Annotated in this window: 25 protein-coding genes and 2 pseudogenes; 20 read left to right on the top strand and 7 right to left on the bottom strand. The window is 62.4% G+C overall.

The features are described from left to right. The first annotated feature begins 187 nt into the window (after positions 1-187). From IDM28_RS11275 to asnB, 7 genes are read left to right on the top strand one after another with little or no spacing between them, the layout of a single operon-like run. Positions 188-1,429 (top strand): phenylacetate--CoA ligase family protein, encoded by a 1,242-nt coding sequence (locus tag IDM28_RS11275; protein ID WP_259073609.1) that lies wholly within the window; start codon positions 188-190, stop codon positions 1,427-1,429. Next, positions 1,426-3,159, top strand: a complete 1,734-nt coding sequence (locus IDM28_RS11270; RefSeq protein WP_188035943.1) for a prenyltransferase/squalene oxidase repeat-containing protein — start codon at positions 1,426-1,428, stop codon at positions 3,157-3,159. Before IDM28_RS11275 ends, IDM28_RS11270 begins: the two co-directional genes overlap by 4 nt. Positions 3,160-3,170: 11 nt before the next feature. After that, entirely contained in the window at positions 3,171-3,578 is a 408-nt protein-coding gene (locus tag IDM28_RS11265; protein ID WP_150569239.1) for a hypothetical protein, read from the top strand. Then, entirely contained in the window at positions 3,575-3,859 is a 285-nt protein-coding gene (locus IDM28_RS11260; protein WP_103437340.1) for an acyl carrier protein, read from the top strand. The genes IDM28_RS11265 and IDM28_RS11260 overlap by 4 nt, the downstream gene beginning before the upstream one ends. Then, positions 3,856-4,851 (top strand): AMP-binding protein, encoded by a 996-nt coding sequence (locus IDM28_RS11255; RefSeq protein ID WP_188035942.1) that lies wholly within the window; start codon positions 3,856-3,858, stop codon positions 4,849-4,851. Before IDM28_RS11260 ends, IDM28_RS11255 begins: the two co-directional genes overlap by 4 nt. Further along, entirely contained in the window at positions 4,838-6,220 is a 1,383-nt protein-coding gene (locus tag IDM28_RS11250; RefSeq protein WP_188035941.1) for an amidase family protein, read from the top strand. The genes IDM28_RS11255 and IDM28_RS11250 overlap by 14 nt, the downstream gene beginning before the upstream one ends. A gap of 12 nt (positions 6,221-6,232) precedes the next feature. After that, positions 6,233-8,068: an asparagine synthase (glutamine-hydrolyzing) gene (gene asnB / locus IDM28_RS11245; protein ID WP_188035940.1), complete on the top strand. Its 1,836-nt coding sequence runs from the start codon at positions 6,233-6,235 to the stop codon at positions 8,066-8,068. Here the strand turns inward: asnB and IDM28_RS11240 are convergent. After that, positions 8,057-9,028: a LysR substrate-binding domain-containing protein gene (locus tag IDM28_RS11240; protein WP_101319480.1), complete on the bottom strand. Its 972-nt coding sequence runs from the start codon at positions 9,026-9,028 to the stop codon at positions 8,057-8,059. The two genes, asnB and IDM28_RS11240, sit on opposite strands and share 12 nt — an antisense overlap. A gap of 267 nt (positions 9,029-9,295) precedes the next feature. Here IDM28_RS11240 and IDM28_RS23865 point away from each other — a divergent pair. After that, positions 9,296-9,898, top strand: a pseudogene (locus tag IDM28_RS23865) (SDR family NAD(P)-dependent oxidoreductase); the annotation flags it as partial. 57 nt (positions 9,899-9,955) lie between these two features. After that, entirely contained in the window at positions 9,956-11,008 is a 1,053-nt protein-coding gene (locus IDM28_RS23860) for an SMP-30/gluconolactonase/LRE family protein (RefSeq protein WP_256585772.1), read from the top strand. Here IDM28_RS23860 and IDM28_RS11230 read toward each other — a convergent pair. Together IDM28_RS11230 and IDM28_RS11225 are read right to left on the bottom strand one after the other, a co-directional pair. Beyond that, on the bottom strand, positions 10,998-11,948 hold the full coding sequence (locus tag IDM28_RS11230) for a site-specific integrase (protein WP_157831744.1): 951 nt from the start codon (positions 11,946-11,948) through the stop codon (positions 10,998-11,000). The genes IDM28_RS23860 and IDM28_RS11230 overlap by 11 nt on opposite strands. Before the next feature lie 91 nt (positions 11,949-12,039). Continuing rightward, on the bottom strand, positions 12,040-14,364 hold the full coding sequence (locus IDM28_RS11225; RefSeq protein WP_188035938.1) for a putative bifunctional diguanylate cyclase/phosphodiesterase: 2,325 nt from the start codon (positions 14,362-14,364) through the stop codon (positions 12,040-12,042). Between the two features lie 293 nt (positions 14,365-14,657). Here IDM28_RS11225 and IDM28_RS11220 point away from each other — a divergent pair, with 293 nt between their 5' ends. Further along, on the top strand, positions 14,658-15,644 hold the full coding sequence (locus IDM28_RS11220; protein WP_188035937.1) for a DNA-binding protein: 987 nt from the start codon (positions 14,658-14,660) through the stop codon (positions 15,642-15,644). Positions 15,645-15,708: 64 nt separating this feature from the next. Next, on the top strand, positions 15,709-15,885 hold the full coding sequence (locus IDM28_RS11215) for a DUF6021 family protein (RefSeq protein WP_178080766.1): 177 nt from the start codon (positions 15,709-15,711) through the stop codon (positions 15,883-15,885). Positions 15,886-15,964: 79 nt separating this feature from the next. Here IDM28_RS11215 and IDM28_RS11210 read toward each other — a convergent pair whose 3' ends face one another. Both IDM28_RS11210 and IDM28_RS11205 read right to left on the bottom strand, forming a co-directional pair. Next, positions 15,965-16,216: a hypothetical protein gene (locus IDM28_RS11210; protein WP_101319470.1), complete on the bottom strand. Its 252-nt coding sequence runs from the start codon at positions 16,214-16,216 to the stop codon at positions 15,965-15,967. Positions 16,217-16,241: 25 nt separating this feature from the next. Then, positions 16,242-16,742 carry a DUF4142 domain-containing protein gene (locus tag IDM28_RS11205; protein WP_101319468.1) on the bottom strand — a complete coding sequence of 167 codons (501 nt, stop codon included), beginning with the start codon at positions 16,740-16,742 and terminating at the stop codon, positions 16,242-16,244. 166 nt (positions 16,743-16,908) lie between these two features. On the opposite strand from IDM28_RS11205, the gene IDM28_RS11200 reads away from it, so the two are divergent. From IDM28_RS11200 to IDM28_RS11190, 3 genes are read left to right on the top strand one after another with little or no spacing between them, the layout of a single operon-like run. Next, positions 16,909-17,151 carry a hypothetical protein gene (locus tag IDM28_RS11200; RefSeq protein WP_101319466.1) on the top strand — a complete coding sequence of 81 codons (243 nt, stop codon included), beginning with the start codon at positions 16,909-16,911 and terminating at the stop codon, positions 17,149-17,151. Continuing rightward, positions 17,148-17,942: an exodeoxyribonuclease III gene (xth, locus tag IDM28_RS11195; protein ID WP_188035936.1), complete on the top strand. Its 795-nt coding sequence runs from the start codon at positions 17,148-17,150 to the stop codon at positions 17,940-17,942. The genes IDM28_RS11200 and xth overlap by 4 nt, the downstream gene beginning before the upstream one ends. Before the next feature lie 37 nt (positions 17,943-17,979). After that, positions 17,980-19,533 (top strand): sensor domain-containing diguanylate cyclase, encoded by a 1,554-nt coding sequence (locus IDM28_RS11190; protein WP_188035935.1) that lies wholly within the window; start codon positions 17,980-17,982, stop codon positions 19,531-19,533. A 7-nt stretch (positions 19,534-19,540) separates the two neighbouring features. On the opposite strand, the gene IDM28_RS11185 is transcribed toward IDM28_RS11190, so the two are convergent. Continuing rightward, positions 19,541-20,248 (bottom strand): MgtC/SapB family protein, encoded by a 708-nt coding sequence (locus IDM28_RS11185; protein ID WP_188035934.1) that lies wholly within the window; start codon positions 20,246-20,248, stop codon positions 19,541-19,543. A gap of 427 nt (positions 20,249-20,675) precedes the next feature. Between IDM28_RS11185 and IDM28_RS11180 the strand changes: the two genes are divergently transcribed. Next, positions 20,676-21,149, top strand: a complete 474-nt coding sequence (locus IDM28_RS11180) for a sterol desaturase family protein (protein ID WP_188035933.1) — start codon at positions 20,676-20,678, stop codon at positions 21,147-21,149. Between the two features lie 5 nt (positions 21,150-21,154). On the opposite strand, the gene IDM28_RS11175 is transcribed toward IDM28_RS11180, so the two are convergent. Next, complete coding sequence (locus IDM28_RS11175) at positions 21,155-22,060, bottom strand: bile acid:sodium symporter family protein (RefSeq protein WP_101319455.1); 906 nt, start codon at positions 22,058-22,060, stop codon at positions 21,155-21,157. A gap of 193 nt (positions 22,061-22,253) precedes the next feature. Between IDM28_RS11175 and IDM28_RS11170 the strand changes: the two genes are divergently transcribed. The 5 genes and pseudogenes from IDM28_RS11170 to IDM28_RS11150 all read left to right on the top strand — a co-directional run bounded on the left by IDM28_RS11170 (position 22,254) and on the right by IDM28_RS11150 (position 25,996). Then, positions 22,254-23,132, top strand: coding sequence for a Dyp-type peroxidase (locus IDM28_RS11170; protein WP_181087928.1), 879 nt, complete (start codon positions 22,254-22,256; stop codon positions 23,130-23,132). Positions 23,133-23,232: 100 nt separating this feature from the next. After that, positions 23,233-24,141, top strand: a complete 909-nt coding sequence (locus IDM28_RS11165) for an aldo/keto reductase (RefSeq protein WP_150571640.1) — start codon at positions 23,233-23,235, stop codon at positions 24,139-24,141. 4 nt (positions 24,142-24,145) lie between these two features. Further along, positions 24,146-25,423 carry an NTP/NDP exchange transporter gene (locus IDM28_RS11160; RefSeq protein ID WP_150569251.1) on the top strand — a complete coding sequence of 426 codons (1,278 nt, stop codon included), beginning with the start codon at positions 24,146-24,148 and terminating at the stop codon, positions 25,421-25,423. 194 nt (positions 25,424-25,617) lie between these two features. Next, positions 25,618-25,737: pseudogene (locus tag IDM28_RS11155) on the top strand (KGG domain-containing protein); the annotation flags it as partial. A gap of 55 nt (positions 25,738-25,792) precedes the next feature. Next, positions 25,793-25,996, top strand: a complete 204-nt coding sequence (locus IDM28_RS11150; RefSeq protein WP_101319445.1) for a hypothetical protein — start codon at positions 25,793-25,795, stop codon at positions 25,994-25,996. Position 25,997: the final 1 nt, after the last annotated feature.

The following is a 25,997-nucleotide window of genomic DNA, read 5'->3' as shown; positions in this document are numbered from 1 at the left end:
TTTCCAAGGCTATTAATACTTGCGACCTATCACCGCCGGTTCGCCAAAAGTATTTTACTCAAGGTCTGCACTCGCCAATTCTCGGCGCAACTTATTCGAGAGGGGCGGGGCGATGTTGGTTCACAAGGAAAACGACCATTCAGTCGTAGCGGCAGCCGAGGGCGAACTTCGCCAATTCGGCAGAAATATGCCTTGTCAGAATTTTTACACCGGCAAATTGCAGGCCGCCTGGGAACGAGCTCGCAACAGCCGCTATTACGCGGACATCGGCCCGTTCAACAGCGCAGCCTTCGCTCAGTTGCCGGTCACGCCCAAGGCCAGCCTCAAGGCCACTCCGCTGGATTTTTGCACGGTCGGCCTGGGTGATGCAGCGCGCTATTACGCTACCACCGGCACCACCGGCGAACCGACGCCAACTCCACGCCTGAAGCAAGACATCATCTGGAATGCCATCAGCGTCGCCAGCCAATGGCGCGCGGTACTCAGACCAGGCTCCAGGGTCGCCAACCTTATGCCGTCGGATATCGTCCCGGTCGGCGATCTGATTGCCAACGTCTGCGACTACCTGGACGTCTCCCACGTGCGCCTGTATCCGTTTACCACCGGAATCACCGACTGGGAGCGGGTGTGCAAGACCTTCGCCACCTACCAGCCGAGCGTGCTGTTCATTGCCCCTGGCGTGCTGGTCCAGCTGACTCGCTACCTTAAACAGCGGGAGATGCTCGACGGCTTCGCCCTGTCGGTGCAGACGATCATGCTGCTGGGCGAGGTCAACACCCAGCCATTCCGCCAGCGCCTGGCGCGCTGGTGGCAGTGCGAGGTATTCGATGCCAGTTACGGCAGTACCGAGACCGGCACCCTGGCGACAGTTGGCGAAGATCAACAGATGCGTCTGGCCTGCACCACCAACTACTTCGAACTGCTGCTGGAGGACGGCCAACTGGTGCCGCTGGCGCAAGGTCTCAGCGGGCGTCTGGTGGTAACGCCGCTGAACCTGTATGCGCGGCCCTTGCTGCGCCTGGATACCGGTGACAGCGTGACCATCAGCGGCGCCTGCGAGGCCGGCCAGCTCAGCCCGAGCCTGCTGATCAATGGCCGCGACAACGATGCCGTGGTAGTCGGCGGCGTGGCGTTGGATATTCGCGCCGTCGAGGAAGTCGTTTACGGCAACTGCGACGCCACGGGCTACATGATCGAAGTCGACCGCGACAAGGACAGCGCCGCGCTGATCCTGGAGCGCGATGTGCTCTGGGACACTGGTCAGGAGGCGGCGATCGAGGCGCGCTTGCAGGCCCATTCGCAAGCTCACATGCGCCTGCGCTGGAGCCGCATCCTGTTCATCAACAACCTGTCGGTGTTGAGCAAGAGCGGCGCTTCGCAAAAGAGCTGGAAAAAGACCAATCTGCGCTTTGTTGGCGGTGCGCAATGAGCGCGGTGTTGCCGAAATTTCCGCAAGGGCAGGGCCTGGCCAATCATCAGGCTGACCTCTGGTGCACCTACGCTGCGATCCGCAGCCTGGCCTGGGTCGAGCGCCTGGGCAGTGCCGATGTGCCGCAGCTGCAGGCGTATATCCAGTCACGGCGCAACCGTGATGGCGGCTATGCCTGGAGCAAGGGTATGCCGTCCGATGCCTGGGCCACGTTCTATTGCACCGAAACCCTCAAGGATCTGGCGGCGCCAGTCAGCGACACAGACGCCACTGCCGCATGGCTGCACACCTTGTTCGATGGCGACGCCTACGCCATGTGCCCGGGCCAGACGGCAGATGCCTGGGCCACGCATTACACATTGCGCACCTTGCTCGAAGTCTGCCACGGCGAGGTCCAGCAGCGTGAACCGCTGTACCGCTGGCTTGAGGGTCTGCAATGCGCCAATGGTGGCCTGAGCTGGTCGGCTGAGTTTGCCGAGCGCGATGTCGCCGATACCCGCGCCTGCTTCTATGGCGTGATGGCCGCCCGCGCACTGCAACGAGCCGGGCTGCCGGCGCCTGCGTGGGACCGCACGCGTTTGATCGCCTGGTTGCAGGCGCAGCAGCTGGCTGACGGCGGCTTTCGCTTCAGCGAGTCGGCCGAGTCGGCTTGCCTGTGGGCAACCTACCGCGCCACTGCAAGCTTGGCAGAGTTGCACGCACTACCTTTGGACGCACAGCGTTGCAGCGACTGGATCGTTGCCCGCCGCAGCAGCGCAGGCGGTTTTGTCCGCTGGCGGGGATATGACGGCGAGGACGTCTGGGCGGTGTTCTGCGCGGTGGGCTCACTCAAGGCACTCGGGCAGCCAGTCGCCTGGCTGGCTGATGATGTCGCTGACTATATCGCCAGCCTGGCCACACCCGGTGGCGGCTACACCTACCGCGAAGCGAGCACGGCGGCGGATGTTCTGACCAGCGCCGCCGGGATCCTCGGCGGCAGCCTCGACAGCGGCCAGCGTGCTGCGGCGTTGCGCTGGATCGAAGGCTGCCAGATGCCCAACGAGGCCGGGATCATGTACATGCCCGGGCGCGGTGCCGAGGTGCGCTGCACGGCCTGGGGTCTCGCTGCCGGGGCGTTTGCCGAGCAGCCGCAGGCCCGTCAGGCAATCGGCAAATGGCTGGCCTCGTTGCAAAATCCGGACGGCGGCTTTGGCTTCTGGGAAGGCCGCGGCTCGGACATGGTCTCGACCGCAGCTGCGGTGGCCATCCTGCAGTGGCTGGGAGACAACAGCGGTGTGGCGCTGGATAGCCTGCAGCGGTTTGTCGGCACCTGTCAGCATGAAGACAGCGGGCGGCTGACCTACAGCGCCTATCCGCGGGGCGCGTCATCGCTGCGCGCCGGTTTGCAGGCGCTCAGTTGCCTTGCCTACCTCGGCCACCCCGTGCAGCAGGCTGCGGCAGTGCTGCTGGCGGCGCACAAGGTTCGTCAGGGTGGCTTCGCCAATCACGGTCAACGTATCCCCGACCTGCTCAGCACCTATCAGGCGGTGGCCATGGCGTTGGCATTCGAGCTGCCGGTGGACATCGCTCACCTGCGCTTCTTCCTCGACAAGGTGAGCACCGCGCAAGGCTTTGCCTGGTCGCCGCTGTATCTGGAGGGCAGTGATGCGCTGTCAACCTGCCTGGGCCGTCTGCTGCAGGCATTCGTCGACGGCAGCCGCCGCCATTTGCCCAACCTGCAACTCTCATAAGGACACCAAGCATGCCGACCATTACCGTCGCCTGCGCGCCGCTGCCGCTGATCGAGCGCAAGCGCATTGCGCTGGGTTTTACCCGCGTTCTCAAGAGCCTGGGCGCCGACCCCGCGCACTGCATGGTGTTCTTCGCGCCGCTGCCGCTGGACTGCGTGTTCAGCGCCGGTATGCCTTTGCCCAGCCAGGACCGTGACGGCCAGCCGGCGCAGTTTCATGTGCGCATCACACTCTCCAGCGAGCGCGACATGCTCGCGCAGCAGACCCTGGCCGACGGCCTGTACGCGGGGCTGCGCAGCCGCTACAGCACAGCTTTCATCTATCTGCAATTCGACCCGATCGCGCCTGAACAGGTGTTCTACAGCGCGGGCGCGGCATTGATCAACGCAAGCACTCAACAAGGAAGCACCGGCTCGTGAATACCCCCTCCATCGAACTCCAGATCCGCCAGACTCTTGCCCAACTGCTCGGCCCCGAGGTCCTCGGCATCGACAGCCAGGCCAGCTTTCGCGACTTTCTCGGTGAGCGCTTCGACAGCCTGATGGCAGTTGAGGTGATTACTGCCGTCGAGGACCGCTTCAGCATCGAGGTGGACTACCTCAGCGACGATGTGCGCTTCTGGTTCGAGACTCTGGACAAGATGCAGCGCTTCGTTGCGCAGAAGGTCGAAGACCAGCTCACCCTGCAGGCCGCCGAGTGAGTGCTGAGCAGGTGTTCCACACTTCTGGTTCCAGCGGCGCGCCGCGCCAATGGCTGCGCAGCCGCGCGCAAATGGAGCAAGAGGCGCGGCTGATCTATCAGCGCTGGGCGCCGCAGGTCAGCGAGATCATCAGCTTTGCGCCGGTCAGCCACAGCTACGGGCAGATCCTCGGCGAAACCGGTGCGCGCGTACATGGGGCGGCGCTACAGCTGTGCTCGTTCGAACAACAGCAACTGCCAACGCTGGCTGGCCACGGCCAGTGCGCGATCCTGGCCATCGCCAGTACCTGGAAGCTGCTGCCAGCACTGCTCAAGCGCCTGGCTGGCCAGCGCCCGCTGTTGATCGTGCACAGTGCATCGATGCTGCCACCCGGTGCACTGGCTGTGATCCAGCAATTCGCCGGTGCGCAGGTGCGTTTTATCGAGGTGCTCGGCTCGACCGAAACCGGCGCGATTGCCGTCCGCGAACTGGATGCCAGTAGCACGCCGGAGCAGCCGTGGACCTTGCTTGACGACGTTCAGCTACTAACACCCGCTGGCCAGCCCGCGCCCCTGGAAATCGCCAGCCCACGCATTGCCCGTGAGCAGGGCCAGGCCTGCGCAGCGCCAAGCCACCGTTGTGACGACCTGGTGCAGGTCCTCGACCCGCGCCGGGTGCAGTGGCTGGGCCGGGTCAGCAGCCTGATCAAGGTCAATGGCGTTCGCCTCGACCTGGCCCGGCTAGGCGCCGAACTGGGCACGCTGCTGGGCTGCGCAAGCCTGGCCTGTGTGCCGCTACGCGACGGTTTGCGTGGCGAGGCCTACACCATAGTGCTGGGCGATTCTTCAGTCAGCAGCGGGGCTGTGCTGGCTGCGTTTTCTCAGCTCACGCCCGGCACGCCGCGGCCGCTGCATATCCATCACGTCGATCACTTACCGCTGTCTGCCACAGGCAAGCCACAAGCCTGGGCGGCGGCATCAACTGTCAAGGAATACACCGATGTCATACGTTAAAACCGACAATGCTATCGACGCCTACCTGGCCAACTGCGGTCCCGCAGCAGTTGGCCAACAGGTGCCGAATTACCTGGCCCTGACCCTGCGTGAGCGCTATGCGCAACTGCAGGCCAATCCAGCACTGGCCGCCGATTGGGCAGCGCAGTATGAGCAATGGGCGGTGCATGCCGACGGCCACTACCGTTGCCTGGTCAGCACCCGCCCGGCCGAGTCGCCGTGGTTCCGCCTGGGCGTCAAGGACACCGTTGACGTTGCGGGTTTGCCGACCCGACTGGGCCTGCGTAGCTACCGTCACTATCCAGCGCGCAGCGCCGAAGCACTGACCTGGCTGGACCCGCGGGTGGCCTTGACTTGCAAGGTGACCACCACCGAGCTGAACATCGCCTTTGGTGGCGGTTGCCGCAACCCGCTTTACCCGAGTATCGACCCTTCGGGCTCGAGCACAGGTTCCGCGGTGTCGGTGGCGGCGGGGCTGTGTGATATCTCGCTGGGCACCGATGTGCTCGGCTCGGTCCGCTGGCCTGCGTCGCACTGCGGCATGGTCGGCTTGCGCATGACGCACAAGGCCGGGAATCTGGCCGGCGTATTCCCCCTGTCTCCGCGCATGGACGCCCTTGGCTGGGTCGCGCGCAGCGCCGATGACCTCGACCTGCTGCTACCGATGCTTGGCATCGATGGTCTGCTCGGCGAGCAACTGCCGCTCAAGCAGCAGTACCGGGTCGGTTTCCTTAGCCATGTGCATGAGCCGGGCCTGACCAGCGCGCAGATGCTCGCCATGCTGGCTCAGGCGCGCAGCGCCGTGGTGCAGCTTGAAATGGCCGACAGTGATGTCGACATGCCTGAACTGTGGGCGTGCCGCGGCGACGCCTGGCAACTCTGTGCCCGTGATGCGTGGCTGGCCTCTGCGGCGTGGCAGCAGGTGTTCGACTGCGAGCTGCACTGGTCGACGCAGAGCGCGCTGGCCGTCGGTGCCGGTGTCAGCGAGGAAGAGTACAACGCCATCCAGCAACGTATGGACAGCGTTCGCGCAGGCATCGACAGCTGGTTCGATAACGCCCAGGTGGACTTCGTGGTATTCCCGATGGACCCCAATCGGCCGTTCGAACGGCGTGATCCGCAGCCCGGCGACTCGACCATCCCATCACCTGCTGACACCGACTACTCACAGAAGATCAGCTTCACCCCGCTGGCCAGCTTTAGCGGCCTGCCGGCTATCACCGTGCCGATCTGCCTGAGCCCGGATGGCAAAGCAGCGCTGTCGGTGCAGATCATGGGCCGACGCGACAGCGAGCGGCAGTTGCTGGACATTGCCAAGCGCCTGCAAGCGCTGGTCGGGCGGGTGCCGGCCGCTGAGGCTGGTCAATAAGGAGCGGCAACCATGTGTGGAATTACAGGCTGGGTCGACTTCAGTCGCGACCTGGAGCAACACGCGCCGCTGCTGGCGGCAATGACCGACACCCTGGCCCTGCGCGGCCCGGACGCCAGCGGCAGCTGGCGCCACCGGCATGCCTTGCTCGGCCACCGGCGGTTGGCAATCATCGACCTTGCTGGCGGCGTACAACCGATGACTTACCGCTTCGGCAATGGCCAGCAAGTGGCGCTGGTGTATACCGGCGAGGTCTACAACCACAACGAATTGCGCGAGCGGCTGCGTCTGGCCGGGCATCAGTTCCAGACCCGCAGCGACACCGAAGTGGTGCTGCATGCGTACCTGGAGTGGGGCGAGCATTGCAGCGAACAGCTGTCGGGAATGTTCGCCTTTGCCGTGTTCGACGAGCGGGACGGGCACTTCCTGCTGGTACGCGATCGCCTCGGGGTCAAGCCGCTGTACTACGCCGAACATGGCCAGGGCCTGCTGTTCGGCTCGGAGATCAAGGCGATTCTGGCCCATCCGGATTTCAGCAAACAGCTCGACGTGGTGGGGCTGGTCGATGCCCTGAGCTTGTCGCGGGGCACCTCGCGCACGGCGCTGCGCGGCATTCGCGAGCTGCCACCGGGGCATCGGCTATCGTGGCGGCCGAACGGCCAGATCAAGCTCAACCGCTATTGGCAGTTACAACGACGTGAGCATCAGGACGACCTGCAAAGCACCATTGAGCGCACCCGCGAACTGTTGGGTAAAGCGCTGGGCGAGCAGCTCTATGCCGACGTACCGGTATGCTCGTTGCTGTCCGGCGGGCTTGACTCGACCATTCTCACAGCGATGGCCCAGCGCAAGTTGCAGGCCGAACAGGGCGGTACGGTCAATTCGTTCTCGGTGGATTTTGTCGGCCAGGCCGAGCAGTTCCAGGCCGATGCCTTCCGCCCGGAGCGCGACGAGCCGTATGCCTTGGCCGCCGCCGCGCATATCGGCAGCCAGCACCAGACCATCCTGATCGACAACCGCGAGCTGGTTGCCGATCAGGCCAGGCAGGCGGTGTACCTGGCCAATGATTCAGCGGCGACCTTTGGCGATGTCGATACTTCTCTGTATCTGCTGTTCAAAGCCATCCGTGGCCACTCGACGGTGGCGATCTCAGGCGAGGCCGCGGACGAGGTATTTGGCGGTTACGCCTGGTGTCGCGATCCGCAGGCCATCGCTGCGGCGCGGATGCCGTGGCTGTCACGGATGCAACTGCTGCAGGCAGAACTGATCAACCCGGACTTCAACCGCCACTGCGATTTTGCCGGCTATCAGGACAGCGCCTATCACCAGGCACTGGATCAAGTGCAGCATCTGCCGGGCGACGACGCTGTCGAGCGGCGCATGCGCGAGATCAGCCACCTGCACCTGCACCACTGGCTGCCGATCCTGCTCGACCGCAAGGACCGCCTGAGCATGGCCGCCAGCCTTGAGGTGCGTGTGCCGTATACCGATCATGAGCTGGTCGAGTACGTGCACAACGTGCCGTGGTCGATAAAAGGTAGAGGAGGCGAGGAAAAGTGGCTGCTCAAACAGGCGACGGCTGATCTACTGCCACCGGCCGTGCTGGCGCGCAAGAAAAGCCCTTATCCGACTTCGGCAAACCTGGCCTACGAGCGCTTCCTGCGCGAGCGCACCCGGCAGCTGCTGGCAACGGCTGACAGCCCGGCATTCGCGGTCATCGATCGAGCTCAGCTAATCACGCAACTGGATCACGCCGAGGGCTATTTCAACTCGCAGCTGCGCCGTAACAACCTGGAAACAGCACTGGCACTGGATGCCTGGCTGCGCCATAACCAGCTATCGGTGTAGATCGCGCTTGAGGATGCTCTCCTGGGCCGCGAGGTCGAGGAGGGTGTCGCTGAAACACTTCGGTGCGCCAAGGTCCAGCATCGAGATGAAACTGCCCAGCGCCGGCGAAGCGTTCTGGTTGTTCCAGTTCATGTACAGGCCCATGCTGGCGTTGGGCTGATCACCAACGGGCTTGATCGGGCGGAACAGGACCCGATCGCGCAGCGTCGAGTTGGCGATCGATTCCGGCACCAGGGCTACACCGAAGCCACAGGCGACCAAACCGATCAAGGTGTGAATCTGCGACGCTTCCTGCACCACCTTGGGATAGAAGCCTGCCGACTCGCACAGCGCCATCAGCTGGCTGTAGTAGCCATTACCCAATGCCTGCGGAGTGAACACGAAGTCTTCTTCGGCGAATTCGCGCAGGTCGACGTTGGCGTGGCGGGCCTTTTCGTGATGGGCCGGCAAGGCCATCACGATCTGCTCATTGAGAATCAGGCGTGATTCGATGATATCCGGCGGCAGTGGCAGCTTGCGCATGAAGGCGATGTCGGCTTCGCCGGCCAACAAGGCGGCGGCCTGGGCCGCCGACGGCATTTCACGGATGGTCAGGCGCACGTTCGGGTAGCTTTCGCGAAAGCGCCGCAGCGAGTTCAGCAGCGACTCGTAGTAGGCAATCGAAATGGCCGTGATGGTCAGCTTGCCGCACACGCCCTCGGAGACATTGCGGGCGTACTCGATGCCTTGCTCGAGTTCCTTGAGGGTGCGATAAGCGGTTTCCAGAAATGCCATGCCAGCGGCGGTCAGCTTGACCCCGCGCTTGTTGCGCAGAAACAGGCTGAAGCCGAGTTTGTCCTCGAGGCGGTTGATCGCTTGGCTCAAAGGCGGCTGCGCCATGTGCAGACGAATAGCTGCCTTGTGAAAGTGCAACTCCTCGGCCACGGCGATGAACTGCCTGAGCAAACGGGTCTCGATCATTCTACTTTCCTTCATCGAGGCGAACTGGTGCAGGGGCGTGTGCTCACAGGACTTCTGCAGGCGCGCCATCATAATGTGTGCTTGGGCGGCGCAGAAGCCTGCTCGCCCGGGCTGTTGCTATCTGTATGAGTAACCGGGTGGGGCTCGGTCATCCGCTTGCGGGGTTTCGGTGATATCTATTAGATATCAAGTTTGCATGCTTTTAGTATTAAGTCATTGATTTTTTTATTGTTATTGTCTGTGAATGAGAATCGGGGGGATTCGTCGATGCCATTCACAAATAAAGTCGCGATTATTACCGGTGCAGGCCAGGGGCTTGGCCTGGATTACGCCAAGGCACTGCTGGCTCAGGGCGCACGGGTAGTGATCAGTGACCTGGGCACCGATCGCGCCGGCGAAGGCGAAGATCAGGCACTGGTAACTGAAGCGTTGCAGGCTCTCAAGGCCCAGGGTGGCGAGGTGGTTGCCCACATTGGTCGGCTGGACGATGAGGCGGGTTGCCAGCAATTGATCGAGCTTGCCATCGAGCAGTTCGGCCAGCTCGACATCCTCATTCACAATGCCGGCTGGGTCGGCTATCAGGACATCGAAGACCAGCAGGAGGCATTTCTCGAACGCGCTCTGGGCATCAGCGTGCATGCGCCGGTGTGGTTGGCCAAGCATGCCTGGAAGCACCTCAAGCGCTCGGCGGCGCCGCGAGTCGTACTGACCACCTCTGACCGCGCCATGTACCAGCGCTATGCCCAGCCAGGGCTGGTAGCTTATGCCGCAGGCAAGATGGCCCAGGTCGGGATCATGAATGCGCTGAGCATGGAAGGCCTGGCCCACGGCATCCTGGTCAATGCGATTTCGCCTGTGGCCAAGACCCGCATGTGGGGGGTGAGCCAGCCCAGTGAGGACCTCAAGCCTGAATGGGTGACCCCAGGCCTGCTCTACCTGGCCAGTGAACTGTGCCGTGACACCGGCTACATCCTGCGCGCCAGCAACGGCCAGTTTACCGCTACACGCTTCTGCGAGAACAGCGGCGTCAGCTATCCTCGCGATCTGGCCCGGGTAGAAGCCGCCAGCCTCAGCGAAGTCGCCGAGCGCTGGAGTAGCATCAAGGAATGCCATTACGCGCCAGTCAAAGTCGCCCGTACCCGTGCCGATCTTGGTGAAAGCCCGGTCTGGGATGCGCACAGCGGCGTCCTCTATTTCGTCGATATTTCCGGCGGACGCATCAACCGCCTGACGCCGCAGGGCGATGTCGAACGGGTTTACGAATCCGCTGCGAAAATTGGCGCTCTGGCCCTGACCGACCAAGGCAATCTGATCTTCACCGAGGATGCCAGTGCTGCGCTGCTGGATCTTGGCGAAGGCAAGGTGCGTCAGTATTCGGCGCCCGTGCATCACCGCTCCAGTTACCGCTTCAACGACGGCGCCTGTGATCCGCAGGGCCACTTTGTCACCGGCCTGATGGATGAAGGCCCCAGCGGCAAGACCGGCGCACTGTACCGCTTCGATCACGAAATGCATGCCGAAGTGATCCATCGCGAGATGTCCTTGCCCAACGGTTTGGCGTGGTCGCAAGACGGCCAGACGCTATTCTTCGTCGATTCGGTGGCGCGCTCGATCTACCGTGCTGATTATCTCGCCGGTGGCGTGTTGGGCGAGATCAGCCTGTTTGCCGAAACCCCGGCCGAGCTGGGTCGTCCGGATGGCATTGCGCTAGATAAGGAAGGCGGCATCTGGGTGTGCCAGTTCAACGGCAGTTGCCTGCTGCGCTACGACCGCCACGGTCACCTCAGCGACCAGGTGGTAATGCCGGTGCCGCGGCCGACCAGTTGCTGCTTTGGCGGCCCGGAGCTGGACACGCTGTACATCACCACCGCCCGCTTTGGCATGACCCCGGCGCAGCTGCTCGACTATCCGGATGCAGGTGACCTGTACATGATCCGCCCGGAAGTGGCGGGGATTGCCCGCCACCCGTTCAAGGAATGAGCAAGCGCTCCTGCGCCGCGGGCAACACCGCCAGATCGCCAAAGCGCTGCGCTGCATCGATGTAGCGCAGCGCGGATTTGGCGTCCTTCCAGCCGATATAGCTCATCAACGACTTCAACTCCCAGCCATTGGCTGTGGCCCAGGTGGCGAAACCGCGTCGCAGTGAGTGGCCGCTATACAGTGAGGCGGGCACCCCGGCGCGTTCGAGCATGCCACGCAGCACGGCAATCAGGCTGTTGCTGTTGAGTGGCGCCTGGCCCAGGTTGCCCCAGCGATCGAGCTTGCGAAACACCGGGCCATGGGCAATGCCCGCCACTTCCAGCCATTGCAGGTAAGCCGTCACCGGGCACAACGCTTTCAGCGCCGGGGTGCGGTGCTGTACGCCAAGTGCCTCGCGGTCGCCTTTGCTGCGCGGCAGGTACAGGGTAAGGCCGACACCGGCCTGGGCCTGAATATGCTCGACGCGCAGGCGTGCCAGCTCATCGCCGCGCAAGCCACGCCAAAAACCGAGCAGTAGCAAGGCCGCATCCCGGCGCGCACGTAACAAGCCGGGCATGTCGTTTCGTTCACGCGCCAGCTGCGCTTCTTGTTCAAAGCGTGCGACGGCGGTCTGCAGATGTTGCAGCAACAGCGGCGCGGCCTGTTTGGCCGGCGCCGGGTGCAAGGTGCGTATGCCGCGCAGGACCTGCCGCACCAAGGGTGCCTTGGTCGGATCGGGAAAGCCCTGGCTGATATGCCATTGGCTCAGGGCCGCCAGGCGTTGGCGCAGCGTACTGACCGCGTGCTGTTCAGCGTGCTCGACCAGGTAGCGGGCGATACTGTCGGCGGTGGCCGGCAGAAAACCGCCCCAGCGCACCTCGAAATGCTCGACGGCGGCCTGGTAACTGCGCCGGGTATTGTCACGCGTGGCGGCGCGGACGTAGCGCTCGATGTCGGTCATGGGGGCAGGATTGTGGTGAACTGAAGCCCACACAATAAACCAGCCGCAGGCTGCTGACCAACGTGGGGGCTGGCCAAGCGGCAGTACAGCCTCAGTGCTCCAGGCAGAGCTGCTCTTCGATGGCCTTGAAGGGCGCATACTCGTGAAGTTGCGTAGGCGATAACGGCCGACTGAAGTGGTAGCCCTGGGCGATGTCGCAGCCGGCGAGCTTCAGGCAGACCACCTGTTCGCGGGTTTCGACGCCCTCGGCAACCACCTCCAGGCCCAGGCGTTTGGCCAGGATGATGGTCGAGGATACGATCGGACTGTCATCGTAGCTGTTGCACAGCGGCGTGATCAGTGCCCGGTCAATCTTCAACTTGCTCAGGGGCAGCGCGTGCAGATGGGCGAAGCCGGCGTAACCACTGCCAAAGTCGTCCAGGCTGATGCCGATACCCGCAGCGCGCAGGCGCTGCAAGTGATCGACCGCAGTGCCTTCCGGATCGAGCACGGTGGTCTCGGTAATCTCCAGTTCCAGGCGCTGCGCAGCGATGCCGAGCTGGTCCAGTTCATTCAGCAATCGTTCGCTGAAATCGGCCTGGCGCAGCTGCAGCGCCGAGACGTTGACGGCGATCCGTGTGTGCGGATCGCGTGCGGTCCAGCTGGCCAGTTCCTCACAGGCCATGCGCAGCACCTCCCAACCCAGCGCGACGATGAAGCCGCTGCGCTCGGCGAGGCCAATGAAGCGGTCAGGGTAGAGCAGGCCGAATTCTGGGTGATCCCAGCGCACCAGCGCCTCGTAACCCACCACCTGCAGGTTGTCGAGCCGGATCTGCGGCTGGAAATGCAAAACGAACTGACGCTCGGCCAGGGCACTGCCAAACGCCTGCTCAAGGTTGAACGCATGAAGGTCGCTGACATTCAGCGACGGGTCGAAAAAGCGATATTGCGCCCGCCCGGCCTGCTTGGCCGAGTACATGGCGGCGTCGGCGTTGCGGATCAGCGCGTCGATGTCCTGGCCGTCGCGCGGGCAGATGCTGACGCCGACGCTGGGGCTGGTATTGACCTCCTGGCCATCCAGCGCGTAGGTGGCCGAGAGCTTTTCGACCAGAGCGCGCACCCAGTTGTCGAGCTGGTCTTCACTGCGCTCGCCAGCGAGCAGCACAACGAACTCGTCACCGCCGAAGCGCGAAGCCTCATCGCCGTCTTCCAGCATGCGCTGAATGCGCCCGGCGACGGCCTGCAACAGCAGGTCGCCGATGCGGTGGCCAAGCGAGTCGTTGATCGACTTGAAGCGGTCCATGTCAATGAACAGGATCGCCATCAAGCGGCGCTTGCCGCGCTGGCGGGTCAGCGTCTTGCTGGCGACTTCGACGAACTGGCGACGGTTATGCAGGCCGCTGAGGTGATCGGTTGCTGCTGCGTGGCTGCTGCGCCGATGGGCCTCTTCGAGGCGCTCGATCAGTTCCTGGTTGACCTGCTGCGCCTGCTCCAGGGCGCTGAACGCCTCCTGGCGCTTGCTCAGTAAACGCAGGCTCCAGGCCAGGCTGGCGAGGATCATGATGGTCATGCACAGGTTCAGCCAGAACTGGCGGGTGAAGTTGGCTGTGCTCGGTTTGAGGATTTCTTCGTGGCGTTGACTGACGAGAACGCTGAAACCACGATCTGCGGCTCGCCGATACAAGCTCTGATAGGTGCCATCCGTAGCGAATTGAGTGAGGCTGCCGGCGTCTGCGCCACTGGCTGGCGGCACCGGTAGCAGCGCCTCACTGGTCACCACCACGCCGCTGCCATCGATACGCAGGCGCTCCTGGCCGTCATCCTGAAGCAAGCGCATGAAGCCACTGGCGCCAAGATCGATGTGCTGGAACAGCAGGGCGAGGTAGCCGATGTCCAGTTGCACCAACAGTACGCTGTCGATCTGGCGGCCAGGCAGGTTGGACAGGGGCACTAGAAACGGCACGCGTCGCTCCGACGTGTCGCTGGCATTGGGCAGCGCATGCGCCAGAAAGGGTTTGAAGCCGTAGCGCGCCACATGGGTTTTCAGTTGGTCCAGCCACTCACTGGGCAGGCGTTGCGGTTCGTCAGCATCACTGGAAAAGACCCGTGCGCCGTTGCTGTCGTAAAGGCTCATGCGTTTGAGCAGCGGGTCTGCGGCCAGGATCCTCACCAGGCTGAGGCGATCCTGAGCCGGCTTCGTCACGTCTTGCAGCGTGCTGCGACCCACCGCCTGGGCACGATCAACCAACTGGCGCAGGCTCTGTGCTACGACGCTGGCCAGGTTCAGATGTTCGGCGGCCTTGGCCGCAAGCGCCTGTTGGCGCGCAGCATTCTTCTGGGTTGCATGCAGCCCCCAGAGAAAGGCGAGAGTGACTGCGCACAGCATCAGTAGAAGCAGCGGCAGGAGCTTTGCGGAGGAGGGGGTTAGGCGGATCACTGCTGTTCGTTTCCCGGCCTTGAGTAGTCCCCTGAAAATACGACAGTTGAATGACAGCCTTATGACTGGTGGCGTTTTGCTATTCACGGCTGTACGCCCTGCAAAACTGCGATTTCGACTATTTGTACAGCTCGGCTGCGTCCACTCACGGAGCAGCGCAGGTTAAAGGTCCTCACATGCGATAAGCCGTGATTATTGAATGTTAGCAACGGGTTGTTAAAGCCCGTCGCTAGGCGGATAATCGGTACGTAATTACATAGTACGTACCACATTACGAAATCGTAGGAGCAGACATGGCCCGGGGCGGAATAAACAAGGCGGTAGTGCAGCAGGCGCGGCAGGCCTTGATTGCCCGAGGCGAGCGCCCGAGCATTGATGCGGTACGTATCGAAATGGGTAATACCGGCTCCAAGACCACCATTCACCGTTATTTGAAGGAACTTGAGAGCCAGCATCCTGCGGTGACCCAATTGGCGGCTGGTAACCTGAGTGAGCCTTTGGCGCGGCTGGTCGAACAACTGGCGGATCAGTTGCGAGAGGAGGGCGATGCGCGCATCGAAGCAGCTGAAAGCGAGTTCACCGAGCAGCGTGATCAGCTCCAGGCTCAGCTGAGCATCGTCCAGCAGGCACTCGCTGCGGCGCAGCAGCAAATCCAGATTCAGGCCAATGCCCTGCAGGCCGAGTCGGAAAAGCTCGCGTCCACCCAGAGCACGTTGCAAACCGAACAGTTGCGCAGCGCCAGCCTCAATCAGGCGCTCGGCGAGCAGCAGTTACGCCTGGCCGACAAGGATGAACAGATCACTTCGCTCGAGGACAAGCATCGTCACGCCCGCGACGCACTTGAGCACTACCGCACCGCCAGCCGCGAGCAGCGTGAGCAGGAGCAGCGCCGGCACGAGGGGCAGGTACAGCAGTTGCAGGTAGAGCTGCGCCAGTTGCAGCAGAGCTTGATCGTCAGGCAGGAAGAGGCCACTCGCCTGCATCGCGACAACGAGCGGCTGCAGGCCGAGGCTCGCCAGGCCGCCGCTGAACTCAAGGTCATCAATGATCAGTTGGAGCAGCGCGACGCCCAGGTGCAGGGTTTGCGCACGATTCTGGCACAGGCGCAGGGGGCCAGTGACGAAGTGCGTCGCCAGCTGGAAGGGCAGACGCAGCAACTGGAGCAGAAGCGCGAACTTTGCGCCGAGCAGGCCCGCCAGCTCGATTTCCTAAAGGCAGAGCTGGTCAGCCGCAGCGATGCTCTGGCCAGTTTGCAGCGCGGTGATGTGGGCGCGGATTAAAGTAATAAATCAAACTTTACCGCTGTGCAGGGTTCTTCCATAGACATTCATGGGAGATCTGCGCATGTCCAACGAGAAAAGCCACGAGCACGAGCAACCGAATAAGGGCCCGCACTCTTCAGATGAGGCCACTGAAAATAACGACCTGGGTTTTGATCCGGACTCGCCGGACCTGGACGATCCGCAGGTAGACCCACAGGGCCCAGCAGTTCCGCCGCGCGATATCGAGAAGAAGCACTAAGGCAGGAATTCGAGAAGGGAAGCTCGCGCCTTGGCGGCGCGAGCTGCTCCTGCACCAAGTGCAGGAGCAGACGAGTCGATTAGGCTTCGACCCGTTTGGCGGCTTCGACGCCGGCGCTGGACAGTTTGATCGGATACTGCACGCTGATCTGATGCTCGGCATCAACCTCAACGCTACCATCATGGATCAAGCCGTCGTCCTGCAGCGTCTTGAGCATGCCGGCCACGACTTTTTCGCCGCGATAGTTATCCAGCACTTCCTTGCCCAGGCCTTGCGGGTGCGCGTGCAAAAGACGGGTCAGAACTTCGTCACGAAGTGGGTCGTTACTCATAAATACTTAGCCTCGCCAATTCGGGTTACTTGTCGTATTTAGCCTGCAGCTGCTTGGCATGCTCCAGGTGCTTCTCCAGTGCCGGCAGGGTCTCGCCAGCGAAGGCTTTCAGGTCTGGCTTGTCGCCTGAAGCAGCCTCTTTCTTGAACAGTTCGACGGCTTTTTCGTGCGCAGCGACCTGGTTGTTCACATACGACTTGTCGAACGACTCGTCACGCCATTCAAGGATGACTTTCTTGACCTTGTCGGTCATCGCGGCCTCGTCAGGCACGCTGATGTCATGCTTTTTGGCGATGTCGCCGAGCTTCTGATTAGCCTTGGTATGGTCTGCGACCATCTGCTGGGCAAAGGTCTTGATGTCGGCGCTCTGGGTTTTTTCCAAGGCCAGATTGCTGGTCACGACTTCAGCGATGCCAGACTCGGCAGCTGCGTCAACGAAGTCGTCGGAGCTTGCCGCCATTGCATGCAAAGAGGCCATGCCCAGGGCGACGGACAGTCCGATTCGTTTCAGGAACAGATTGTTCATTTCTCACACCTTTGCGTTGGCGCGACGTCAATGTCGCCTAAGGTTGAGCATTGGCATGCAGCAAAGGTTTAATTTTTTTGTTGTCGTTGTGCCGCTGGCGCACTAATGGGAACGATGCGCGGCGAGCAGGGTTCAGACATTCAAAGGTTCAGGCAGGAGTAAACGCATGAGCATTGAACGCAGCATTCCCGAACTGGCGGCCTGGTACGCGCAATATGATGACGTCAGCTACCGGCGCGAGTCGCCCGACGCCTATCACCACGAGTTGATCCGCACGGCTGAAGCCTTGCGCGATGACGGCGGGCTGGACTGGGACGACTGGTTGGCGCTGAAACAACTGGCAGACGAAGCCCATGTCAACGCCCTGCAGGAAGCTGTGCAGGCCCACGTCAACGACCCTGACACATGAAAGCGCTGAAGATCGCCACCTTCAATATCAACGGCATCCGCAGCCGTTTGCCGGCATTGCTCGCCTGGCTTGAGCGGGAGCAGCCGGACATTGCCTGCTTGCAAGAGCTGAAGGCGCCAGATCAGACGTTTCCGTTGCAGGCCATTGAAGCTGCAGGTTACAGCTGCCTGTTTCAGGGCCAGCCGTCGTGGAACGGCGTGGCGATTCTGGCCCGCGGCGCCGAGCCGCTGGAGGTGCGCCGCGGCTTGCCAGGCATGGAGCATGATCCGCAGAGCCGATACCTCGAGGCCGCTGTTCACGGCGTGCTGGTGGCGTGCCTGTATCTGCCCAATGGCAATCCGCAGCCGGGGCCGAAGTTCGATTACAAACTGGAGTGGTTCGAGCGTCTGATCGAACATGCCCAGGGGCTGTTCGACAGCGGCCACCCGACTGTGCTCGCCGGCGACTTCAACGTGGTGCCCACCGACCAGGACATTTACGACCCGCGCTCATGGCGCAAGGATGCCTTGCTCCAGCCCGAATCGCGGGCCTGCTACCAACGCCTGCTGAACCAAGGCTGGACAGATGCGCTGCGGCATCTATACCCCGATGAGCAGGTGTTTACCTTCTGGGATTACTTTCGCAAGCACTGGGAACGCAATGCCGGGCTGCGCATCGACCATCTGTTGCTCAATGGCGAGCTGGCGCCGTACCTGAAAAACGCGGGCGTCGATGCCTGGGTCCGTAATGAGCCCAAGGCCAGTGACCATGCGCCGACCTGGATCGAACTGAGTACGCGCAAACATCGCTGATCTATAGTCAAAGGCCAAGCGAGCGAAAGGGATTTGCATGCCTTTTACCCATAAGCCTGATGAGCACGGCCTTTTCGCGGCCAACGGTGAAGGCCGCGCCGCGGCGATGTTTCGCCTGGTGCTGGCGTTCATGGCCGTGGTCATGCTGGTATTCGTCGCGACCGAGGCCTGGCGGTTCTGGCGGGACTATCGCGCAGCCTTTACCGTTGCTGAAAACTCGGTGGTCAACCTCGCCAGAGCCAGTGCCCAGCACGCCGAGGACTCGATCCGGCAGGTCGATGCGATTACCGCGGCATTGGCTGAACGCCTCGAGGGCGATGGCTTCGCCAACCTCGATCGGCCGCGGCTGCACGCGCTCTTGCGCCAACAAGTACAGATAATGCCGCAGTTGCATGGCCTGTTCGTGTACGGCGCGGATGGCACCTGGCTGGCAACCGATCACACCGTCACAGCGCCGAAGGCCAACAATGCCGACCGCGACTACTTCATCTATCACCGTGAGCATACGGGCCGGCAGATCAGGATCGGCTCGGTGGTCAAGAGCCGCTCTACCGAAGAGTTGATCATCCCCATTTCGCGCCGACTGAACTTTCCCGATGGCAGCTTTGCCGGCGTGCTGTTGGGCACGATCAGGGTCGACTGGTTCGTACGTTACTACGGCGACTTCCAAATCGACCAGAGCGGCGCGCTGGTGCTGGCCAAGCGCGACGGTACGATCCTGGTGCGCAGGCCGTTTGTCGAGCAGGTGCTGGGCAGCAGCCTGGCGGACAGCGAAGTGTTTCGCGACTACCTGCCGTATGCCAACGAGGGCGTGGTCGAGACTGTAGCGGTGGTTGACGGCACACCTAGGCTATATGCCTACCGTGCGCTGACCAGTTACCCGTTGGTGGTGCAGGCCGGCCTGTCGCGCGATGCGATCCTGGCGGCATGGCGCCAGGATGTGATCAAGTCGATCGGCGTCTTGTTGGTGTTGCTGCTCGGGCTTTCGCTGTTCGGTTGGGTGGTGCTGCGTCAGCTACGTGAGCGTATTGTCATCGAGCGCGCCTTGCACCAGGCGCACCAGACGCTCAAGGACCTGGCGCTGACCGACAGTCTGACCGGGCTGGGCAACCGGCGCCGGCTCGATGCCGTATTGGATGTCGAGATCGCCAGGGCGCGGCGGCAAGGCTATCCGGTGGCGCTGGTGATGATGGATCTGGACTTCTTCAAGGCTTATAACGACCGATATGGCCACCTGGCAGGTGACCAATGTTTGCGGCGGGTCGCGGAGGTACTGGGGCAGGCGTTGAAGCGTCCGGCTGATCTCGCTGTGCGTTATGGCGGTGAAGAGTTCACCCTGCTGCTGCCTGACACCGATGGCCACGGGGCCGGCCTGATCGTACAGGAGACGTTGCAGCAGTTGCGCCGGTTGGCTATCGAGCACGCCGGCAGCCCGTTTGGCGTAGTGTCGGCCAGCGCCGGTATCGCGGTGGCTCATCCGGCGCAGCAATCGATCAGTTCACAAGCGCTTGTAGCTGAAGCCGATGCCGCGCTTTACGAAGCCAAGCGCCAGGGCCGGGACCGCTATTGCATGGCCCAGGCGCAGGGCTGATCAGCGTTCAGTCAGCTGCCGACTCGCGAACTTGCCAGCGCACCGCGCTCACGCCTTTTTCCAGACTCACCCGGCTGACCAGACGCTCCAGCTGGGCAGCGGCCTGAGCGTTGCCCAGTAACTGCGCGCGTACTTCCAGGCGTACCGAGTCGGGCAGGTCTTCACTGTGCAGCGACTGCAGGCGCAGCCCTGGGTCGCTCAGGCTGTGCAGCATCAGGCTGCGCACCTGTATCTCATCTTCTCCGCGGCAGACGATGCGCACCTCGAAGCGTTGCTCTACCTCACTGGCCGGCAGTACTTCCTGATGGTCCAGGCGCTGGGCGATATCGCGCAGAAGGATGTTGGAGCACAGCACCACCAGGCTGCCCAGCGTCGCCTCGAGCAACAGACCAACGCTGCACAGCACGCCGATTGCTGCCGTGCACCATAGCGTTGCTGCGGTATTGAGCCCGCGCACGTTGAAGCCGTCGCGCATGATCACACCGCCGCCGAGAAAGCCGATCCCGGACACCACATAGGCCGCAATCCGCGAGGCATCGGTGGCGGCCATACCGGGTACTGCCTGGGTCATAAGGACAAACAGACAGGCGCCAGTACTGACCAGCGCGTTGGTGCGCAGGCCGGTTAGACGTTGGCGCAGTTGGCGTTCTGCACCGATCAGTGCACCGAGTACCAGTGCCACGCTGACGCGCAGCAAGAATATTTTCCAATCCATAGCAAACCTCTTTCTACGGGCAGCATGCCCGTATCAGCGTCGTACCTTGACGACGCGAACGAAAAACAGAATGCGCAGGGCCACCGGACCTTCGCCGTGGGCGAGGGCGGAAAAAGCAAAAGGGAGAACATCGTCCCGAGCGGGACCGATGAACCACTGTCTGGCGTTAACGGCGAGACAGTGGCAAAAGCACTGCCGGACTAGCTCGCCGTGTGGACCTGTCGCAATCGACTGGGGCTACTGTCCAATGCAGGACTCCTGTAAGGGTGCGAAATTGCGCTGCGGACCTTACGCCACACCTCGGCGAGGGTCAATGGCAGAAACATGACAATGGCTTCATAACGACGTTTCTCTGCGTCTGGCGGGCTGAAGCCTACAGCGGGCAATGGTAACCTTGCTGCTTTGCCCACTCACTGCGGATTCTCCCATGCTGTTCAATCTGGCCGTCCTGCTCGGCACCCTGGTGACCATGGAGGGCGTCGGCACGCTCGCGCATAAATACATCATGCATGGCTGGGGCTGGTGGTTGCACCGCTCGCACCATCAGCCGCAGTTGGGCGTGCTGGAAACCAATGATGTCTACCTTGCGGCCCTTGCGTTGACTGCCGCAGCACTGGTAGCGCTGGGCAAGGCCGGGCATGCGCCGCTGCAGTGGGTTGGCGCGGGTGTGGCAGGTTACGGCCTGCTGTATGTAGTGGCCCATGACGGGCTGTTTCACCGGCACTGGCCGCGCCGGCTGCGGCCGGTCAACCGCTACCTGAAACGGCTGCACCGCGCGCATCGGTTGCATCACGCAGTCAAGGGGCGCGAGGGCTGCGTGTCGTTTGGCTTCTTTTATGCGCCGCCCCTGCGCGTGCTCAGGCGTCAATTGCGTGAGCGCAGCAAAACTGCGCTCAAATAACCGTCTCAATCACCGACCGTTTCGCGCCGTCCTTCGCTAATCCCTTCAGCCTGGTGACCACGGCTGACCCACCAGCCAAAGCCCGCGGCGGTAAAGAACATGATCAGGCTGTAGATTGCCGCCGGCACCGCCATGGTGGGGTTGTTCAGCAGTGACGGGCTCAGCGCCAAGGCAATCGCCAGGGTGCCGTTGTGGATGCCGATTTCCATGCCGATCGCTATCGCCTGGCGCTTGGGGATGTTCAGCAAGCGCGGCAGGTAGTAGCCGACACCCAGGCTCAGCAGGTTGAACAGCAACGCCGCCGCACCCACTACCGGCGCGTACTCGAGCACCGTCTGCCAATCCTTGGTCAGCGCGAGAACGATGGTGAAGGCCAGGAACAACGCCGCCACCAATTTCATCGGCTTCTCCATGCGCCCGGCAAAGGTTGGCGCCCAGCGCCGGATCATCATCCCCAGCGCTACCGGCAGCAGGACGATGGCAAACACCTGCATGACCTTGGCAAATTGCAGCGGAATGACCTGATCGGAGGCCATGAACCAGCTCAGCGACAAGTTGACCAGCAGCGGCATGGTCAGGATTGCGATGAGTGAGTTGACCGCGGTGAGGGTGATATTCAGCGCGACATCACCGTGTGCCAGGTGGCTGAACAGGTTGGCGGTAGTACCGCCCGGCGAGGCTGCCAGCAGCATCAAGCCCACCGCCAGTGCCGACTCCAGGCCAAAGCCATTGGCAATCATGAAGCACACCAATGGCAGCAGCAGGATCTGGCACGCCAGGCCGATGACCACCGGTTTGGGGTACTTGGCTACCCGAGCAAAGTCAGCGAGGGTCAGCGACAGGCCAAGGCCGAGCATGATGATCCCCAAGGCGATCGGCAGCATGGCGGTGAGCAAGGGTGAGGCGGTCATGGCGGCAGTCTCGAACAATGGATTGCGAGCAGTGTAGGTGGGCTTTTGATGAGAGGTAATCGCAATACGCCATGCCTTGGTAAAGTTTTGTTAACGGATCCATGGCAATCAGCCTGCGCTGTGCGATCTGGCCGCGTTGCGGTCGAGCCATCAGCGCAGTAGGATTCGCGCTTTTGCCGAGGATTCGCCCGTCATGCCGTTCCAGCAAGGTCTGCTTGCCACCCCGGTGCCGGTTCATGCCCGTCACCTGTTTTTTACCCTGCACAGCGCACAAGCCCTGCCTGGCGTACTGGATGCGCTGCTCGCCGAAGTCGACGGGCGCAGCCTGATTGCTGGCGTCGGCCTGCCAATGGCGACTGCGCTGGGCCGGGCAATTCCGGGTTTGCAGGCGTTCCCTGAGCTCGATGCGGTGGTACACAACCCAAGCACCCAGCACGCGCTGTGGCTGTGGCTGCGTGGCGAAGAACGTGGTGACCTGTATCTGCGCAGCCAGGCACTGATCGCGCAGCTGGCGCCGGCGCTGCAACTGGTCGACAGCATCGACGGCTTCCTGCACCAGGGCGGTCGAGACCTTACCGGTTACGAAGACGGCACTGAAAATCCAAGTGACGACGCTGCGGTCGAAGCTGCCATCGTCGCCGACGCTGAGCCCGGCCTGGCGGGTTCGAGCTACGCAGCGTTCCAGTTGTGGAAGCATGACCTGAGCTACTTCAAGTCGCTGCCTCAGACCGAACAGGACGACATCATTGGCCGCCGTCTAGAAGACAACGAAGAGCTCGACGATGCGCCGGAATCGGCTCACGTCAAACGTACCGCCCAGGAAAGCTACGCGCCGGAAGCGTTCATGGTGCGTCGTTCGGTGTCGTGGGCTGACGACCGCGGCGCAGGCCTGGCGTTTGTAGCGCTTGGCCGTTCGTTCGACGCTTTCGATGTCCAGCTGCGGCGCATGAGCGGCCTGGAAGACGGCGTGGTGGATGCCCTCTATCGCTTCAGCCGGCCGTTGACTGGTGGTTATTACTGGTGCCCGCCGATGACTGAACAGGGGCTGGACGTGCGTCTGCTGCTCGGCTGACCCTGGCCAAGCGGCCAAACATCCAGATACAGAATGCACCGACAGCTCGCGTCATCACGGCTAGCCTTGAAAGTTTCCGGCTTATGACAGGGGCTTTTCCATGTATGCGCGTCGTGATGTCCTACGCACTGGTGCAGCATTGGGCTTGCTGGCCAGCAGCCCCTGGTTGCTGGCTGCTCCCGCCGACAGCTTGCTGACCCGCAAGGTGCCCGGCACTGGCGAGGCGCTGCCGGTGATTGGCGCCGGCACCTCTGGCAGCTTCGAAGTGGAAACAGGGAGTGCCGAGTATCAGCGGCTCCAGCAGGTTCTGCAGGCGTTCTTTGCTGGCGGCGGGCGCATCATCGATACCTCGCCTAATTACGGCGGTGCCGATGCCATTCTTGGCCAGTTACTGGAGGAGGGCGGCTGGCATCGCCAGTGCTTCCTTGCCACCAAAATTGCCGCTGACAGCAAGGCCGCTGCCGAGGCGCAGTGGGCGGGCACCTTGCGCAGCCTGCGCACCGATCGGGTCGACCTGCTGCAGATCCACAACCTGCGCGACTGGCAGCGGCAGCTGCCTTATGCCCGTGAACTGAAGGCGCAGGGCAAGACCCGCTATGTCGGCATCACCCATTACCTGTCCAGCAGCCATGAGCAGGTCGCGCAGATCGTGCGCAAGGAGCCGCTGGATTTCGTCCAGATCAATTACTCGGTAAATGCGCCCGAGGCCGCTCGCGCATTGTTGCCGTTGTGCCAGGACAAGGGCGTTGCGGTGCTGATCAATCGTGCCTTTGACGATGGCCGCCTGTTTGCCCGGGTCAAGGACATGGCCTTGCCAGACTGGGCGGCACAGGTAGGCGCAAGCAGTTGGGCGCAGCTGTTTCTGAAGTTCGCCATCAGCCACCCGGCCGTGACGGCGGTGATCCCCGCCACCGGCCGCCCCGATCGCCAGATCGACCAGCTCAAAGCCGGCCATGGTCAGTTGCTGAGCGAGGCGCACCAGCGCGCGTTGATCAAACTGTTTGGCTAGGCTCATGAGCCGTTGGCGTGAGCGGCTGGGCAACAGCCTGAACCTGCAACCTGGCGAAGGGCCGGCAGTGGCCGCCGGCCTGGTGATGTTCTTTCTGCTGTTTACCGGCTATTTCATGCTGCGCCCGGTGCGCGAAACCATGGGCATCGCCGGCGGCATCGACAATCTGCAGTGGCTGTTCACCGGCACCTTCATCGCCACGCTGGTCTGCCTGCCGCTGTTCGGCTGGCTGGCATCGCGAGTCAAACGCAAGCGCATTCTGCCGTGGACCTACGGCTTCTTTGTCAGCAACCTGGTGTTGTTTGCGGGGCTGTTTGCCGTTGACCAACAGGCGCTGTGGACGGCCCGTGCGTTCTACATCTGGTTGTCTGTGTTCAATCTGCTGGCGATTTCTTTGGCCTGGAGCGTGCTGGCGGACCTGTTTTCCACAGAGCAGGGCAAGCGCCTGTTCGGTTTGCTTGCTGCCGGAGCCAGCGCAGGGGGTTTGGCTGGGCCAGTGCTGGGAACCTTGCTGGTCGCACCCTTGGGCCACAGCGGATTGCTGTTATTGGCCAGCCTGCTGCTGCTTGGCAGCATCGCCGCGAGCGCTTACCTGCAACACTGGCGTTCGCAGCATCCTCTGGAGCTGACTGCTGAACTGCCGCCGAACAAGCCGCTGGGTGGCAATCCGTTTGCCGGGGCGACGGCAGTCTTGCGTTCGCCTTATCTGCTGGGCATTGCCCTGTTCGTGGTGCTGCTTGCCAGTGTCAGCACCTTTTTGTACTTCGAACAGGCCCGCATTGTTAGTGAAACCTTCACTGATCGGACTCAGCAGACGCAGGTGTTCGGTCTGATCGACAGCGTGGTGCAGGCGCTGGCGATTCTCACCCAGCTGTTTATCACTGGCAGGCTCGCCCGGCGGTTGGGTGTCGGCGTGCTGCTGGTTGGCGTACCGCTGCTGATGGCCCTGGGCTTTGTCTGGCTGGCCCTGGCGCCGACCTTTGCCGTGTTTGTAGGGGTGATGGTGGTACGCCGTGCTGGCGAGTACGCACTGGTGCGGCCCGGTCGCGAGATGCTTTTTACGGTGCTACCGGCCGAAGCCAAGTACAAGGCCAAGAGCTTTATCGACACGGTGGTCTATCGCGGTGGCGACGCCTTGAGTGGTTGGCTCAAACGCGGCCTGGACCTCCTCGGCGAGCATCCGCAGCTGGCGATGCTGATCGGCGCAGCTCTTGCCTTGAGCTGGGCCGGGGTCGGCGGCTGGCTAGGGCGTCGGCAACGCCAGCTCGAGCAACCTGCCTAAGCGTTGCGCACTAAATAACGCCTCATCGGGCTTTTAATGCCATTGGTCCGAACCTTTCGGAAATAAAGCGAATCCGCTGTTATCGCGGCACTCCCAGCTATGTGCGGCTCATCACCGTGCATCCTAGTAGCTACGAGAGGTTACGCACCATGGACAAGAAAGACACCAACAAGACCGGCAGCCAGGGTGGAACGAAAAATCCGGGCAACTTCGCTAATGATCGCGAAAAGGCTTCTGAAGCCGGCCGTAAGGGCGGACAGAAGTCAGGTGGTGGTGAGTCCAGTGATTCCGGCCGCAAGGGCGGACGTTCGTAAGTGAAATGACGCAGCGCCGGTCCCGCCGGCGCTGCGTTGCTGAAGGAGACAGATCATGCGCCCACGGTCTATAGCACCTACCGTTTGCCTGCTCGGCAGCCTGGCGGTACTGACCGGCTGTTTCGACCGCGACGACAGCCACCCAGCCAAAGATGCCGATGAAAGCAAGCCCTCACTGCAGATGCAGCAGCACCAGACACCCGCTCCACAACCCGCGCCTGGGCCAGAGCCCATGCCGCAGGACAACAAAAACCAATAAG

Source organism: Pseudomonas sp. EZ-C24, assembly GCF_014525325.1.
GTDB lineage: Bacteria > Pseudomonadota > Gammaproteobacteria > Pseudomonadales > Pseudomonadaceae > Aquipseudomonas > Aquipseudomonas shirazensis.
This window is presented reverse-complemented; position numbering and strand designations above follow the sequence as displayed.

Excerpts from the sequence above, each read along its gene's own strand:
- IDM28_RS11275 (WP_259073609.1), top strand. The coding sequence starts at position 188 with ATGCCTTGTCAGAATTTTTACACCGGCAAATTGCAGGCCGCCTGGGAA.
- IDM28_RS11270 (WP_188035943.1), top strand. The coding sequence starts at position 1,426 with ATGAGCGCGGTGTTGCCGAAATTTCCGCAAGGGCAGGGCCTGGCCAAT.
- IDM28_RS11265 (WP_150569239.1), top strand. The coding sequence starts at position 3,171 with ATGCCGACCATTACCGTCGCCTGCGCGCCGCTGCCGCTGATCGAGCGC.
- IDM28_RS11250 (WP_188035941.1), top strand. The coding sequence starts at position 4,838 with ATGTCATACGTTAAAACCGACAATGCTATCGACGCCTACCTGGCCAAC.
- asnB (WP_188035940.1), top strand. The coding sequence starts at position 6,233 with ATGTGTGGAATTACAGGCTGGGTCGACTTCAGTCGCGACCTGGAGCAA.
- IDM28_RS11240 (WP_101319480.1), bottom strand. The coding sequence starts at position 9,028 with ATGATCGAGACCCGTTTGCTCAGGCAGTTCATCGCCGTGGCCGAGGAG.
- IDM28_RS11230 (WP_157831744.1), bottom strand. The coding sequence starts at position 11,948 with ATGACCGACATCGAGCGCTACGTCCGCGCCGCCACGCGTGACAATACC.
- IDM28_RS11220 (WP_188035937.1), top strand. The coding sequence starts at position 14,658 with ATGGCCCGGGGCGGAATAAACAAGGCGGTAGTGCAGCAGGCGCGGCAG.
- IDM28_RS11215 (WP_178080766.1), top strand. The coding sequence starts at position 15,709 with ATGTCCAACGAGAAAAGCCACGAGCACGAGCAACCGAATAAGGGCCCG.
- IDM28_RS11210 (WP_101319470.1), bottom strand. The coding sequence starts at position 16,216 with ATGAGTAACGACCCACTTCGTGACGAAGTTCTGACCCGTCTTTTGCAC.
- IDM28_RS11205 (WP_101319468.1), bottom strand. The coding sequence starts at position 16,742 with ATGAACAATCTGTTCCTGAAACGAATCGGACTGTCCGTCGCCCTGGGC.
- IDM28_RS11200 (WP_101319466.1), top strand. The coding sequence starts at position 16,909 with ATGAGCATTGAACGCAGCATTCCCGAACTGGCGGCCTGGTACGCGCAA.
- xth (WP_188035936.1), top strand. The coding sequence starts at position 17,148 with ATGAAAGCGCTGAAGATCGCCACCTTCAATATCAACGGCATCCGCAGC.
- IDM28_RS11190 (WP_188035935.1), top strand. The coding sequence starts at position 17,980 with ATGCCTTTTACCCATAAGCCTGATGAGCACGGCCTTTTCGCGGCCAAC.
- IDM28_RS11185 (WP_188035934.1), bottom strand. The coding sequence starts at position 20,248 with ATGGATTGGAAAATATTCTTGCTGCGCGTCAGCGTGGCACTGGTACTC.
- IDM28_RS11180 (WP_188035933.1), top strand. The coding sequence starts at position 20,676 with ATGCTGTTCAATCTGGCCGTCCTGCTCGGCACCCTGGTGACCATGGAG.
- IDM28_RS11175 (WP_101319455.1), bottom strand. The coding sequence starts at position 22,060 with ATGACCGCCTCACCCTTGCTCACCGCCATGCTGCCGATCGCCTTGGGG.
- IDM28_RS11170 (WP_181087928.1), top strand. The coding sequence starts at position 22,254 with ATGCCGTTCCAGCAAGGTCTGCTTGCCACCCCGGTGCCGGTTCATGCC.
- IDM28_RS11165 (WP_150571640.1), top strand. The coding sequence starts at position 23,233 with ATGTATGCGCGTCGTGATGTCCTACGCACTGGTGCAGCATTGGGCTTG.
- IDM28_RS11160 (WP_150569251.1), top strand. The coding sequence starts at position 24,146 with ATGAGCCGTTGGCGTGAGCGGCTGGGCAACAGCCTGAACCTGCAACCT.
- IDM28_RS11150 (WP_101319445.1), top strand. The coding sequence starts at position 25,793 with ATGCGCCCACGGTCTATAGCACCTACCGTTTGCCTGCTCGGCAGCCTG.